Origin of the sequence: Pseudovibrio ascidiaceicola (assembly GCF_900114245.1) — a bacterium.
GTDB lineage: Bacteria > Pseudomonadota > Alphaproteobacteria > Rhizobiales > Stappiaceae > Pseudovibrio > Pseudovibrio ascidiaceicola.
On sequence record NZ_FOSK01000006.1, the window covers coordinates 312,647 to 325,232 of the forward strand.

At 51.0% G+C, this 12,586-nt stretch carries 12 protein-coding genes and 1 tRNA gene; 10 read left to right on the top strand and 3 right to left on the bottom strand.

All coding sequences use genetic code 11. The features are described 5' to 3' along the window. Positions 1 to 5 precede the first annotated feature (5 nt). Positions 6 to 80, top strand: a tRNA-Glu gene (locus BM231_RS13705). A gap of 192 nt (positions 81 to 272) precedes the next feature. On the opposite strand, the gene BM231_RS13710 is transcribed toward BM231_RS13705, so the two are convergent. Then, a complete protein-coding gene (locus BM231_RS13710) occupies positions 273 to 542 on the bottom strand; it encodes a hypothetical protein (RefSeq protein ID WP_208860349.1) in 270 nt (89 codons plus the stop codon). Between the two features lie 292 nt (positions 543 to 834). On the opposite strand from BM231_RS13710, the gene BM231_RS13715 reads away from it, so the two are divergent. After that, a complete protein-coding gene (locus tag BM231_RS13715; RefSeq protein ID WP_063312741.1) occupies positions 835 to 1,647 on the top strand; it encodes a DeoR/GlpR family DNA-binding transcription regulator in 813 nt (270 codons plus the stop codon). A 149-nt stretch (positions 1,648 to 1,796) separates the two neighbouring features. Here BM231_RS13715 and BM231_RS13720 read toward each other — a convergent pair whose 3' ends face one another. Both BM231_RS13720 and BM231_RS13725 read right to left on the bottom strand, forming a co-directional pair. Further along, positions 1,797 to 3,116: a hypothetical protein gene (locus tag BM231_RS13720; protein ID WP_093520178.1), complete on the bottom strand. Its 1,320-nt coding sequence runs from the start codon at positions 3,114 to 3,116 to the stop codon at positions 1,797 to 1,799. A 106-nt stretch (positions 3,117 to 3,222) separates the two neighbouring features. Next, positions 3,223 to 3,816: a DUF1134 domain-containing protein gene (locus BM231_RS13725; RefSeq protein ID WP_063312784.1), complete on the bottom strand. Its 594-nt coding sequence runs from the start codon at positions 3,814 to 3,816 to the stop codon at positions 3,223 to 3,225. A 246-nt stretch (positions 3,817 to 4,062) separates the two neighbouring features. Between BM231_RS13725 and BM231_RS13730 the strand changes: the two genes are divergently transcribed. The 8 genes from BM231_RS13730 (at position 4,063) to BM231_RS13765 (ending at position 12,583) form a co-directional block, all read left to right on the top strand. Next, positions 4,063 to 4,536 carry a hypothetical protein gene (locus BM231_RS13730; RefSeq protein ID WP_208860350.1) on the top strand — a complete coding sequence of 158 codons (474 nt, stop codon included), beginning with the start codon at positions 4,063 to 4,065 and terminating at the stop codon, positions 4,534 to 4,536. Between the two features lie 93 nt (positions 4,537 to 4,629). Beyond that, positions 4,630 to 5,286 (top strand): histidine phosphotransferase ChpT, encoded by a 657-nt coding sequence (gene chpT / locus BM231_RS13735; protein ID WP_057461958.1) that lies wholly within the window; start codon positions 4,630 to 4,632, stop codon positions 5,284 to 5,286. A gap of 149 nt (positions 5,287 to 5,435) precedes the next feature. After that, positions 5,436 to 8,189 (top strand): hybrid sensor histidine kinase/response regulator, encoded by a 2,754-nt coding sequence (locus BM231_RS13740; RefSeq protein WP_093520183.1) that lies wholly within the window; start codon positions 5,436 to 5,438, stop codon positions 8,187 to 8,189. After that, on the top strand, positions 8,186 to 8,683 hold the full coding sequence (locus tag BM231_RS13745; protein WP_057461956.1) for a chemotaxis protein CheW: 498 nt from the start codon (positions 8,186 to 8,188) through the stop codon (positions 8,681 to 8,683). Before BM231_RS13740 ends, BM231_RS13745 begins: the two co-directional genes overlap by 4 nt. A gap of 31 nt (positions 8,684 to 8,714) precedes the next feature. After that, complete coding sequence (locus BM231_RS13750; protein WP_057461955.1) at positions 8,715 to 9,080, top strand: response regulator; 366 nt, start codon at positions 8,715 to 8,717, stop codon at positions 9,078 to 9,080. Between the two features lie 3 nt (positions 9,081 to 9,083). Further along, on the top strand, positions 9,084 to 10,340 hold the full coding sequence (locus BM231_RS13755; protein ID WP_093520185.1) for a protein-glutamate methylesterase/protein-glutamine glutaminase: 1,257 nt from the start codon (positions 9,084 to 9,086) through the stop codon (positions 10,338 to 10,340). Further along, positions 10,337 to 11,263, top strand: a complete 927-nt coding sequence (locus tag BM231_RS13760) for a CheR family methyltransferase (protein WP_093520187.1) — start codon at positions 10,337 to 10,339, stop codon at positions 11,261 to 11,263. The genes BM231_RS13755 and BM231_RS13760 overlap by 4 nt, the downstream gene beginning before the upstream one ends. Positions 11,264 to 11,578: 315 nt before the next feature. Continuing rightward, a complete protein-coding gene (locus BM231_RS13765; RefSeq protein WP_093520189.1) occupies positions 11,579 to 12,583 on the top strand; it encodes an MBL fold metallo-hydrolase in 1,005 nt (334 codons plus the stop codon). The last annotated feature ends 3 nt before the right edge of the window (positions 12,584 to 12,586 follow it).

Genomic DNA, 12,586 nt, shown 5'->3' on the forward strand with positions numbered 1-12,586 from the left:
TGTGAGCGCCCATCGTCTAGCGGTTAGGACGCCGCCCTTTCACGGCGGAAACAGGGGTTCGATTCCCCTTGGGCGTACCACTCCTTTTCTTCCCAGTACATCAGCTAGAAATCTGCAAGCAGAGTTTTCCTCACGCCATATACGTTGTGTCTGAGCTATGTAAACCGCTATTTTGCAATGAAGAAGATATGGTGTGTGTTCCCCTAGATGGGGGGATGCAGCACTTCGAGATGGTGAGTTGGTGTTTTGCAGCAGACAGATCTGGGGCTGATTTAGAACCAGCGGCCGTTTAGTCCTGCGCCCAGATGGTGGTCTTCTTTATCTCCGTCAACATCAGCCCAGAGTTTTTCGTCTGTCTGAGGTTCATTGCTGACGGTTTTTGCCAGGCTTTCGCTGAGTTGAGCATTCATTTCTTTCAGGGCATCGATGTCATCAAGAACTTCGATGCGAGCCTCAGCAGTCTGGAGTTTGCTTTTCAGTGCAGCTGGTTTCTTGCCAGCAAACCTATTGGCACTGTGTGGCCGTTCCATTACGCGAGTCACGGTTTGTCCCTCTTCGCTTTTTTAGCTGAACTTTGATAAGACAGTGTATTGATCCGCGTGAGCTTTAACGGGCTTCTTTGGGCGGTATCATGACAAAGATGGAAAAAGTTGCAGCTTGTCCCCTTTTTGTGACGTATTAGTACTAAGAGTAGGGGAGCAGAGGCAAGAGGACTTTTGTTTTGAACTCATCTAATAGTCGTCTGGATGCTTCTGTGCTTTTGGCTATAGTACTGTGAAACATCGCAGATTATAGACTGATGGCAATGTACAAAAAAATTATCGGACTTGATTCATGATGCTGGTTTCGCGCCACAACTCTATTCTTGATATTGCCCGAGAGACCGGGAAGGTGGAAGTTGATGAACTTGCCACACGGTTTTCTGTGTCTCCTCAGACAATACGTAAAGATCTGAAAGAGTTGAGCGACCAAGGATTGCTGACCCGTGTGCATGGCGGCGCACTTCTGGCATTTGGCGTTGAAAATCTTGGCTACTCTGCTCGTAAAGATCTGGCAGGCAAAGAAAAAGAGATTATTGGGCAGGCGGCGGCGGATTTGATCCCGGATCGTGCTTCTTTGTTTGTGAACATCGGGACGACCACAGAGGCGGTTGCGCGGGCGCTGATCCAGCGCAGTGGTCTGATGATCATTACCAATAATCTTAATGTCGCGAGCACGCTGCGCCCGTTCTCAGAAAATGAAGTCATCATTTCTGGTGGGCTGGTGCGCGCGACTGACGGTGGCATTGTGGGTGAGGCTGCCGCGGACTTTATTCGTCAGTTCAAGGTTGATTATGCTGTGATTGGTGTATCTGCTCTGGATCGTGACGGAGCGTTGCTGGACTATGATTATCGTGAGGTGCGCGTGGCGCAGGCGATCATAGAGAATGCGCGGCACGTTATTCTGGTGGCTGATCAGACTAAGTTTGAGCGATCGGCTCCAGTTCGCATTGGCCATATTGCTCAAGTGGATACGTTTGTGACAGATACTCTGGTTTCGCAGGACTATCGGCAGTTGCTGGCTGACAATGAGGTGCGGCTGGTAGAAGTGGCTGGTAAGGCTCAGCAGGAGCCGGGCAATGGCTCTCGAAATACGACAGAGGCCTAACTTCTGTTCGGAGCCCTTTAGAGCGTGTCGCGTTCATGTTTATTCGCGTATCAAGCTCCACTTTTTATTTTGCGCGTGTTCGTATACGCAAATCGAAACAAAAAAAGGCGCCTTCTGGCGCCTTTGTCATTGGAACTGGTTGTTTGGGCTTAACCGCTTGAACTGCCGGTTTTTCTCGCGTCTGCGATACGCTCCGCCAGATTTTTATCGGGTTGCGGTGTAGGGGCGGCATTGTCGGCCTTTGCTGCCGGAGCGCTTTTAGACGCGGCTGGTTTACTTGTGGCAGCCGGCTTGCGGGTGCGTGGCTTTGCCGGAGCGCGTTTGGCGCGTGTTGGTTTCGGCTTTGGTGCTTCCGCCTTTGGGGCGCCTGCTGCGATTGTGCTGAGATCGTTCAGGACTTCGTCATACTTCTCGGAGAGTGGAGGGTTCTCAGAGATTGCCTTCGCTGTAATCTGAGCAGCCAGATCTTTCAGTTCATTGCGCAGATCGATTGCTTCTTCGATCTTTGAAGAACTGTTTGCTCTCTCCTCAAGCTGCTTTGTCAGCTGCTCAATGGTTTTCTTTGCTTCGTCCAGATCGTTTTCTAGGCTTTTCATAGGCTCGGGCGTTTTAATGTTCGGATTTCTGGTGCTGCGCTTGGCAGTTTTTTCGTTCGCCGCTTTTTCGAGTTGAAGCGCGTGCTTCAAGTTATCGCGCTCTCGTTCCAGCGAACCATAGCGGCTCTTCAGTTTGGTGAAAGACCGTGAAGCCAGTTCGGCGGCTTCTGCCGGGGACGTTGGCTGATGCTTGGTTTCAGATTCAGCGGTCATTTCTGAAACTTGCTGGGAAATCTGCGTTGCCAGCTCTGCCAGAGGGTTGTCCATGTCCTGAAGGTCAGAAGTATCGATCGGACCTATCGGTTTGGTCGCAACTGTGTCTTCTTTCAGTTCAGCATCCAACTCACGTGTTTTTTCCGCTGCAGCCTGTTTGCTGAGTTCGATGATCTCGGCGGAGGTGACCGCATCTGCAGTTTGTGCTGGAGCTTCGTCCTGAACTTCTGCTTCCGGTTCTGTCGTGATGCGATCATCAGCGGAGAACGGGATTGGTTCGGATGGATTTCGACGGCGGAGGAAGCGTGTTGCTTTCTGGGCCATGTTCTTCCGTTCGCGGGCTGACTTGAGCTGAACAACGCTGAGCTCTTCTTTGAGTTCCGCGAGTTCGGCTTCAGCGGCAGAGCGCGCAGATGCATTCTCTGCGAGCTTTCCCGTCATCCCTTCGAGGCGAACCTCCATTTGGCGGATCGCAATGGCATGTTGAGCGCGTAACGCGTCTTTTGCCATTGTGGCACGGGCATAGCTTATGGGGTTAGACGTCTCAATCGCTTTCCGCGTGAGGCGTACAGCACGGCCCCAGATAAAGGGGAGGGCGGCGAGCGCTAGAATGCTCGCGAGGAAGAAACCCAGTGCAATGTATAGTGCAATTTCTATCACAAACTATGCCTGATCTGTTGAACGGGTGTGAGGGACTGCTGCAGACGTAAACGCATTCTCTCACACACTAACTTGCCAAAATATAACTAACGCAGGGTTAGTTATATCAGAAAGGATTCCATGTTGGCTTCCTAGTAAATTTCAAATAGCCCATGTTGAGGCCAAGACGGGCGCCAACGCCTGCGCGAACAGGCACAACGAAGATATCGTTGTTGGACAAAACCTGCATGCCGAAGCCGCCAACGAGGTATGCAGACCCCTTTGCGCCAACATAACGGCGATAGATAGCATCTACACTTGGCAGATCGTAGACCAGCATCATAACGCGGGCGCCGTCGCCGCCAACATCAAAGCCCAGGGACGGACCCTGCCAGAAGATTTGGTGGTTGCCAGCGTTGCGAGTGTACAGCGTACCTTCACCATAAGCTGCGCCTGCGAAGAATGCAGCGGAGCCTTCTTGCCCCAGAATATATCCGTTTGGCTCGCCGTACTGCTGAACTGCACGTTCAACAACCTTTGCAAGGCCCGTGGAGATGGAGCCGAAAAACTCACCTCCTGCAGTGACGATATCTTTCTCGTGGTAGCGCGACTGATCAACGGATGCTTGCGCATATGAATGTGTGTTGAGCGCCAGCAGTGCGAAACTGGCGCAAAGGACGATTGCAGCTTTGTTGCGCAGATTGGCGAACAGGCTCGTCATCATGCCAACGTCTCCTTCTAAGAAACCCGAGGATTTGGATTGTTCAGAGCAATTCAAATGTTAAGGGCATAGTGCAACTTTTAGGTACAACAAGTTATAGTGCCTTACATCTACCTAGTGGTTAATCACGGTATAGCTGGGTAAATGATGTGCATCCCGTTGGCCTGCAGTCATGAATTTTGTATCTCTTGTCGAACTTGTTGCTTTAGTTAATGCAGGTGATTCGGACTCTGGATGGACATTCCCATGATTTCTGAGGTTTTCTACAGAAAATTTGCGCAAACTGGCAAGATTCTATGGAGTTCTATCGTTTTTTTGTGCGCCACCTCAGTTATTGCGGCTGCGCAGGAGCGGTTCACCTACACGCTCTCCATGTGTGATCCAGTGACCTATCAGGTCTCGGAAACTCCTGAAAAGGGGCGTGAGGACCTGACGCTGTCTTGGGGAGGACGCGTTTGGGCGTTTAGCAACGAGGGCAACCGAGATGCATTTCGGCATGCTCCAGAGGTCTATGCCCCATTATTTCAGGGATGCGATGCCCTCTCACTTGCGCAAGGCTACCGAGCTGAGGGATTGGCGAAAATCTACCTTGTTTATAACCAGCGATTATTGCTGTTTCAGAGCCGTGAGCACCGGGCTTTGTTTCTGACAGCACCGGAGAGTTTGCTCGCGAAGGCACAAAGTCGTGCACGCGATGTAAAATGCGGTCCATATCAATGATGTCCAGCTTGGAATTAAACCAGCAGGAATGTACCTTTTTCGCCACATCTCGAATCAATCATAGGGCCCGTTGGCCAAAGTTCTGGAGCGGTTATGTCAGTATTTAAAGATTTGTCATCTCTTGATCTTGCCGCACTCGTCGCAAGCCGTGTGTGCCACGACATCATTTCGCCAGTCGGGGCGATCACGAACGGTCTGGAAGTGCTGGATGAAGAAGGCAATGAGGACATGGCAGACTTTGCGATGGACCTCATCCGCAAGTCAGCGCGTCAGGCTTCTGCTAAACTTCAGTTTGCGCGTCTTGCCTTTGGTGCTGCCGGATCTGCTGGTGCTTCAATCGACCTGGGCGATGCGCAAGAAGTTGCTACTGGATACATGAGCAATGAAAAGGCGAATCTGGAGTGGACCATGCCACGCCTGCTTCTGCCTAAGAATCAGGTCAAACTGATTTTGAACTTGCTGCTGCTCATGAATCAGTGTGTTCCACGGGGTGGTACCATTACCATCAGTATGGAAGGGGATGAGGGCGCCCCGAACTTTCTCCTTAAAGCTGAAGGGACGAATGCGCGAATCCCTCAGGTTGTAAGTGAGATTCTGTCTGGTCAGGAGCCAGAACGCATTGATGCCCACACTGTTCAACCGATCTATGCGGTTTTGTTGGCAGGTGAAGCGGGTCTAAATATCGAGCTTCTGAAAGACGGTGATGCCGTCATATGCAAGGCAAATACTCAAGTTTCAGAGTCTGTCTGATCCTCTGTCAAAAACAACCAGTTATTGTAGGTTGGATGAATCTTACAATCTTTCAACCTATGTTAACCGTTTCGCTTAACACTCAACCTTAGTGAAATTTAGGAGTCTCGGTTTTTGAGGCTCCCCTAAGCATTGAGTGGGTGCGGGCCATGGACGATCTTCTCAGAGAGTTTCTCACTGAGACCAATGAAAGCCTGGATGTTGTAGACGTTGAGTTGGTGAAGTTCGAGCAAGAGCCGAATAACGCCACCATTCTAAATAACATTTTCAGGTTAGTGCATACAATCAAAGGCACCTGTGGGTTCTTGGGCCTGCCGCGTCTGGAAGCGATTGCTCATGCTGCTGAAACCCTGATGGGCAAGTTCCGCGACGGTGTTCCTGTAACACACGAAGCGGTAACGCTTGTCCTCGCTTCTATTGATCGCATTAAAGATATTCTTGCGGATCTTGAGGCTGCTAACGGTGCTGAGCCTGATGGCACGGACCGTGATCTGATTGATGAGCTGGAACGCCTTTCCTTAAGCGCTGACAATGACGACATGGCTGACGAAATGGCGGCAGCGATGGCGGAAGAAAAAGCTGCTGAGGAAGAAGTCGGCACCGACATCTATCAGGTGCTGGAGCGGCCTCTGCGTCCTGGTGAAGTTTCTCTTGATGATCTTGAACGCGCTTTCCAGGAAGCTGAAGTTGAGATTGAACTGCCTGCAGTTGAAGAAGAAACTGAGGAAGACAGCGATGCTGTTGCAGCAGCTGGTGCTGATGTGGCGGAAGCGAAGACTTCTCAGAAAGAAGTTGCCAAGCCGAAGAACCCAAGCGCAAAAGGTAAGGCATCTGGTCAAGGTGTTTCCAACCAGTCCATTCGTGTGAATGTTGAGACTTTGGAACATTTGATGACGATGGTTTCTGAACTGGTGCTGACACGCAACCAGCTTCTGGAAATCGTGCGTCGTCATGAAGACAGCGAATTTAAAGTTCCACTTCAGCGTTTGTCTAACGTTACCGGTGAGTTGCAGGAAGGGGTCATGAAGACCCGCATGCAGCCAATCGGGAATGCATGGCAGAAGCTTCCACGTATTGTTCGCGATCTTTCTCAGGAACTCGATAAGCCTATCGGTCTTGAGATGATTGGTGCGGAAACAGAACTTGATCGTCAGGTTCTGGAGCTCATCAAGGATCCGCTGACACATATGATCCGTAACTCTGCCGACCATGGTCTGGAAGAGCCTGCAGATCGTGTGGCTGCTGGTAAGCCTGAGAAGGGTAACATCACCCTTTCTGCTTATCACGAAGGCGGACATATCATCATCGAAGTGAAGGATGATGGTCGTGGTCTGAACCTTGAGAAGATCAAGGAAAAAGCGCTTAAGAACGGTGTGACCACTGAAGCTGAACTTGAAAAGATGGCAGATCATCAGATCTACAAGTTCATCTTTGCTGCTGGCTTCTCTACCGCTACCAACGTGACCAGCGTATCTGGTCGTGGCGTTGGCATGGATGTTGTGCGGAACAATGTTGAGCTCATTGGTGGTTCGATCGATCTGCGCTCGACACCAGGTCGTGGTTCCAGCTTCATCATCAAGATCCCGCTGACACTCGCTATTGTATCCACGTTGATCGTGGAAGCTGGTGGTGACCGTTATGCGATCCCTCAGCTGTCTGTTGTTGAGCTGGTTCGCGTTCAGTCTAACTCTGAACATCGCATCGAACGTCTTAAAGATCGTCCTGTTCTGCGCCTGCGCAGTAAGCTGCTGCCATTGGTGCATATGTCGGAACTGCTTGGTCAGACTGAAGAGGCTGACCTTGATGAAGACAACGGCTTTATCGTTGTGATGCAGGTTGGCAGTCAGTCCTTCGGCGTTGTTGTTGATGGTGTGTTCCACACCGAAGAGATTGTTGTGAAGCCTATGTCTTCCATGCTCCGCAACATCAACATGTTCTCCGGTAACACCATTCTTGGTGACGGTTCTGTGATCATGATCATTGATCCGAACGGCGTTGCAAGTGCGATGGCGAGCCATGCTTCCGGTACTCTGACCGATACAGCTGAAGATGAGTACGAAAACGCTGAGGATCATGTGATTGATGCTGACGCGCCAATCTCGCTGCTGCTGTTCCGTGCTGGTTCTGATGAGCCGAAAGCCGTTCCGCTGTCGCTGGTGACACGCCTTGAAGAGTTTGATGTCAACAAGATCGAACATTCCAATGGTCGTGATCTGGTACAGTACCGCGGTTCGCTGATGCCTCTGGTCTACGTCAATGAAGGGGATCGTCATAAGTCTGAGGGTACTCAGCCTATGTTGGTGTTCTCTGACAATGGTCGTTCAATGGGTCTGGTTGTTGATCAGATCGTGGACATTGTTGAAGACCGGATGACGATTGAGGTGCTTTCTGAGCGTCAGGGTGTGCTTGGTTCTGCGATCATTCGTGAGCGTGCTACCGAAGTTATCGACCTCGGTTACTACTTGCCATTGGCCTTTGACGACTGGTTCATGCGTAAAGAAGTTGATACGACAACGAAGGTGAGAAAACTTCTCTTCCTCGATGACAGTGCATTCTTCCGCAACATGCTGACGCCGGTTCTGAAAGCTGCTGGTTATGATGTCACCGTTTGCTCCAGTGCCCAAAGTGGCTACGAGTTGATGGAAAAAGGCACTGACTTTGCTGCGATTGTGACCGATATCGAGATGCCGGACATCAGTGGCTATGAGTTCTGTGAGAGCCTGCGCCGTGATACCCGCTTCCGTCATATGCCAATCATCGCGCTCTCCGCAGTTGTGACACCGGCTTCTATCGAAAAAGGCCGTCAGGCCGGGTTCGATGATTATGTGGCCAAGTTTGACCGTCCAGGTCTGTTGGCAGCGCTCAAAGATGTTTTGACCAATGAATTCGGGGTTGCAGCATGACCGCTCATAAGCTCACCACAGTCGACGGTGATGACAACCGTCAGGGCAGTGCCGATCACATCCAGTATGTGACTGTTGTGATTGGCAGCCAGTTGTTCGGTCTGCCGATTTCGCAGGTGCATGATGTTTTTGTTCCTGAAAAAGTAACGCAGGTTCCTTTGGCTCCGCCTGAAGTGGAAGGGGTGCTGAACCTGCGTGGGCGCATTGTGACTGCTATCAATATGCGTCGTAAGCTTCATCTCAAGCCAAATGATGCTGACCAAGGCATGATGGCTGTTGGTATTGAGTACAAAGGGGAGTCCTATGGCCTTGTTATTGATGCTGTAGGAGAGGTACTCAACTTGCCAAGAAACGAGATGGAAGCAAACCCATCCAACCTTGATTTCCGTTGGGCCGAAATTTCCGGCGGGGTTCATCGTCTGGACGGGCGATTGATGGTGGTTCTTGACGTGGACCGTCTGCTCAGCTCCCTGATTGAACCTAAAGCTGCGTAAAGCATACCTTCGAAGCGAGAGAGCCGATTTAATGAAAAAGTGTCTGGTTGTTGACGATTCCAGCGTAATCCGCAAAGTGGCCCGCCGCATTCTGGAGGACATTGGATTTGAAATCACCGAGGCCGAGGACGGACAGAAGGCACTTGATGCTTGTAAAGCGTCAATGCCGGATGCGGTTCTGTTGGACTGGAATATGCCTGTCATGGACGGGCTGGAGTTTTTGGCCAAGCTTCGTGAGGAAGACGGCGGGGAAGACCCAATTGTTGTTTTCTGTACGACAGAGAACGACGTTGCTCATATCACCAAGGCTATCCGGGCCGGTGCGAACGAATACATTATGAAACCGTTTGATCGGGAGATTCTTTCAGCGAAATTTCAGGAAGTTGGATTGGTCTAAGTAATGGATATGGGCCGGCTGGGCATGTATGCAAAAGTTGAGGAGCCGAAGTCAGAGAGATCTGGTCAGATGGCACCTATCCGGGTCATGGTCGTAGACGATTCCGTTGTTATTCGTGGGCTTTTCAGCAGGTGGATTGAAGCAGATCCAGATCTTGAAGTTGCTGCAACCCATCGTAATGGTGAATTGGCTGTAAAAGATATTGAGCGCAGCAACCCTGATGTGGTTGTGCTCGATGTTGAAATGCCCGTGATGGATGGCCTGACAGCTCTCCCGAAACTTCTTGAGAAGAAACGCGATCTTATCATTGTGATGGCTTCTACGCTGACGCGACGGAATGCTGAAGTGAGTTTGAAGGCTCTTTCTCTTGGTGCCACCGATTATGTCGCCAAGCCTGAAACGACTGGCCAAACAGCTGGTGCGGTTGAGTTTCAGAGGGAATTGCTGGAAAAACTGCGGTTGCTTGGGCGCGGTGGGAAGCGCGTTAAGCGGACCAGAACGACAGCAGAACCTGCTCGTAGAATGCGTGCCGAGATCGTCAATGATCCGCACAAAAAACAGAATGATGCCCTTGCTGAGAGAACTGAAGCGCGTGCGGCGTTGCGACGTCCTCGCGGGATGGGGCTAAATGCTGCTGGAAAGCAGGAGATTACGCTCAGATCGTATTCTTCGGTCGTGCCGCGTGCTCTTGTGATTGGCAGCTCTACCGGAGGGCCACAAGCGCTCCAGCGTGTGCTGACTGATGCACGCGATGGTTTGCTGAGGGTGCCTGTTGTGATTACGCAGCATATGCCGCGTACGTTCACGACAATTCTGGCAGAGCATTTACATAAACAACTTCAGCTTCCTTCAAAAGAAGCTGAGCACATGGATGTATTGAAACCTGGGCACGTTTATGTCGCTCCAGGCGGAATTCATTTGAAAATCGGCAAGCAGAACGGGCAGGCGGTTTCGTTGCTCGAAGACGGAGCTCCCGTCAATTTCTGTAAGCCATCTGTGGATCCACTTTTTGAAAGTGCAGCCGAAGTTTTCGGTACCGCGTGTTTGGCACTCGTTTTGACCGGTATGGGCAGTGATGGCGCAAGTGGCGTCAATGTCATTGCAGGTAAAGGCGGTAGCGTCATCGCGCAGGATGAGGCCTCCAGTGTTGTCTGGGGGATGCCAGGTGCTGCTGCCCGTACTGGGAACTGCAGCGGTATCGTGCCTCTCGATCAGATTGGTGCACATGTCAAGCGTATCTTAAAAGGAGCCGCGCGATGATGACTTCTGAATATGATTTCTTGAAGAAATTTCTGAAATCCCGTAGCGGCCTCGTTCTTTCCGATGAAAAGCAGTATCTGGTCGAAAGCCGACTGATGCCAGTTGCTCGACGTCACAGCCTGAATGGATTGAGTGAGCTTATTCTTGCGATCAGCAAGCCGGGCTCCATGTCTATGCAGAATGATGTGGTCGAAGCTATGACGACCAATGAGTCATTCTTCTTCCGTGACAAGAGCCCTTTCGAGAACTTCCGGAATGTGATGCTTCCTCATTTGCTTGAGGCTCGTAAAACACGCCGGAGTGCGCGCATCTGGTGTGCGGCGGCGTCTACTGGTCAGGAACCTTATTCTCTCAGCATGTATCTGAAAGAAGACAAGGCCAAGATCGGTACATTCCGTTTCGAAATTCTGGGAACTGACATTTCTACCGAAGTGCTGGAAAAGGCGCGTACTGGTATCTACAGCCAGTTCGAGGTTCAGCGTGGTCTGCCTATTCAGATGCTGTTGAAGTACTTCTCGCAGCAGGGTGAGCTGTGGCAGATGGCTCCGGAAATCCGGGCTATGGTGCAGTGGCGTAAGCTGAACCTGCTGGAAAACTTCAGCCATCTCGGCGAGTTTGACGTGGTCTTCTGCCGTAATGTGCTGATCTACTTTGATCAACAGACGAAGATTGATGTGCTTAACCGCATCTATCGGCAGTTACCGGATGACGGTTTCCTCGTGCTTGGTGCTGCGGAAACTGTGGTTGGTTTGACGGATGGCTTTGAGCCCTATCCAAATCTGCGTGGTGTATACCGCAAGAAGCAGGCTGCAAGCCGTCCGGCTGGTTCCTCCAGCTTCTCACGCTCTACAGCAAAGCCCTCGACCACACCTTCCAAAACGCGGCCTACCATTCAGGCCTTAGCAACTGGTTCCCGGTTTTAGGGATATAGAATGAAACAGGCCAGCAGCTTTGCTGGCCTTTTTTATTGAACTTGGTGTGTTCATATGTCTTCACGCACTAAGCTCTCACTCTTTATTTTATGCGTATTCTTATTCGCAAACCGCAGCTGCTCTTCGGAAATACGAGCTGACTCTCTCATTTTTTTGAACGAAAATTTACTATTTGACTGGTTGTCGTCAGTCGCAATTCAAGTTCAATGCGAGTAAATTTCTCCAAACGATACTTAGAGTTTCCCGATAGTTTGTGACTGTTGACCACCTTTGTTTGTGGTGTGTCAGGCTAATGGAGTGTGAGTGATGAGTTCTCGTGATTTCTTGAAATTGAGCCGGCGAGGTGCCCTTGCTCTGGGTGCAGGTGGATTGCTTGCAACAGGGATGCGGAGTTTGGAAGCTGCCGCAGAAACTCCGATTGAAAGTTCCGATCAGCGTGCGCCTGCAACTGAATTTCAGCTTGGTGAGTTCAAGGTCTACGCTTTACTCGATGGCACCTTTGTTGCTGAGCACCCGCAAGACACGTTTGGTATGGAGCAGACGAGTGAGGTGTTTGAAAAAGCGAGCCATGATCACTTTATCTCCTCCAACAAGTTCCGAGGTTTCTTCACACCGGTTCTGGTGAATACAGGTGATGCACTCGTTTTGTTTGATACTGGACGGGGTGTTCTTGCTCAGCCGCAAAGTGGGAATTTGCTGAAGGCGCTGGCAACGGCAGGCATACGGCCCGGTGACATTGATGTGGTGGTGCTCACGCACATGCATGCGGACCATACGGGCGGACTGATGCAAAACGGCATTCCGACTTTTGCGAATGCGAGATATGTAACGAGCCCGATTGAGTTCAACTACTGGGAAAAGCTTGGTCCAGCCGCAAATGGAAGCGCTCGCGTTTTTGCTGAAAATGTTCTGCCGCTCAAAGACAAGTTCGACTTTATCGATCCGGGCAGAGAAGTCGTTCCAGGTATCTCCGCCGTTGAGGCTTATGGCCACACACCCGGGCATATGGCGTATATGGTTGAAGCTAACGGACGCAAGCTGATGCTCACAGCTGATACAGCCAACCACTTTGTATGGTCACTGGCCTATCCTGATTGGCGTGTGGTGTTTGACATCGACAAAGCGCGTGCAGCGGAAACGCGTCGGCGTATCTTCGGGATGATTGCGGAAGAACGCATTCCGTTTATTGGCTACCACATGCCGTTCCCTGCCATGGGCTTTGTTGAAGCTGTGGGAGAGGGCTTCCGATTTGTACCCGCAACTTATCAGCTGCAGCTTGGCCATGAGGATGAGCAGAACAGGCCTGAGTAACTG

Coding starts and splice junctions, on each gene's coding strand:
- BM231_RS13715 (WP_063312741.1), top strand. CDS start 835: ATGATGCTGGTTTCGCGCCACAACTCTATTCTTGATATTGCCCGAGAG.
- BM231_RS13725 (WP_063312784.1), bottom strand. CDS start 3,816: ATGACGAGCCTGTTCGCCAATCTGCGCAACAAAGCTGCAATCGTCCTT.
- BM231_RS13730 (WP_208860350.1), top strand. CDS start 4,063: ATGATTTCTGAGGTTTTCTACAGAAAATTTGCGCAAACTGGCAAGATT.
- chpT (WP_057461958.1), top strand. CDS start 4,630: ATGTCAGTATTTAAAGATTTGTCATCTCTTGATCTTGCCGCACTCGTC.
- BM231_RS13740 (WP_093520183.1), top strand. CDS start 5,436: ATGGACGATCTTCTCAGAGAGTTTCTCACTGAGACCAATGAAAGCCTG.
- BM231_RS13745 (WP_057461956.1), top strand. CDS start 8,186: ATGACCGCTCATAAGCTCACCACAGTCGACGGTGATGACAACCGTCAG.
- BM231_RS13750 (WP_057461955.1), top strand. CDS start 8,715: ATGAAAAAGTGTCTGGTTGTTGACGATTCCAGCGTAATCCGCAAAGTG.
- BM231_RS13755 (WP_093520185.1), top strand. CDS start 9,084: ATGGATATGGGCCGGCTGGGCATGTATGCAAAAGTTGAGGAGCCGAAG.
- BM231_RS13760 (WP_093520187.1), top strand. CDS start 10,337: ATGATGACTTCTGAATATGATTTCTTGAAGAAATTTCTGAAATCCCGT.
- BM231_RS13765 (WP_093520189.1), top strand. CDS start 11,579: ATGAGTTCTCGTGATTTCTTGAAATTGAGCCGGCGAGGTGCCCTTGCT.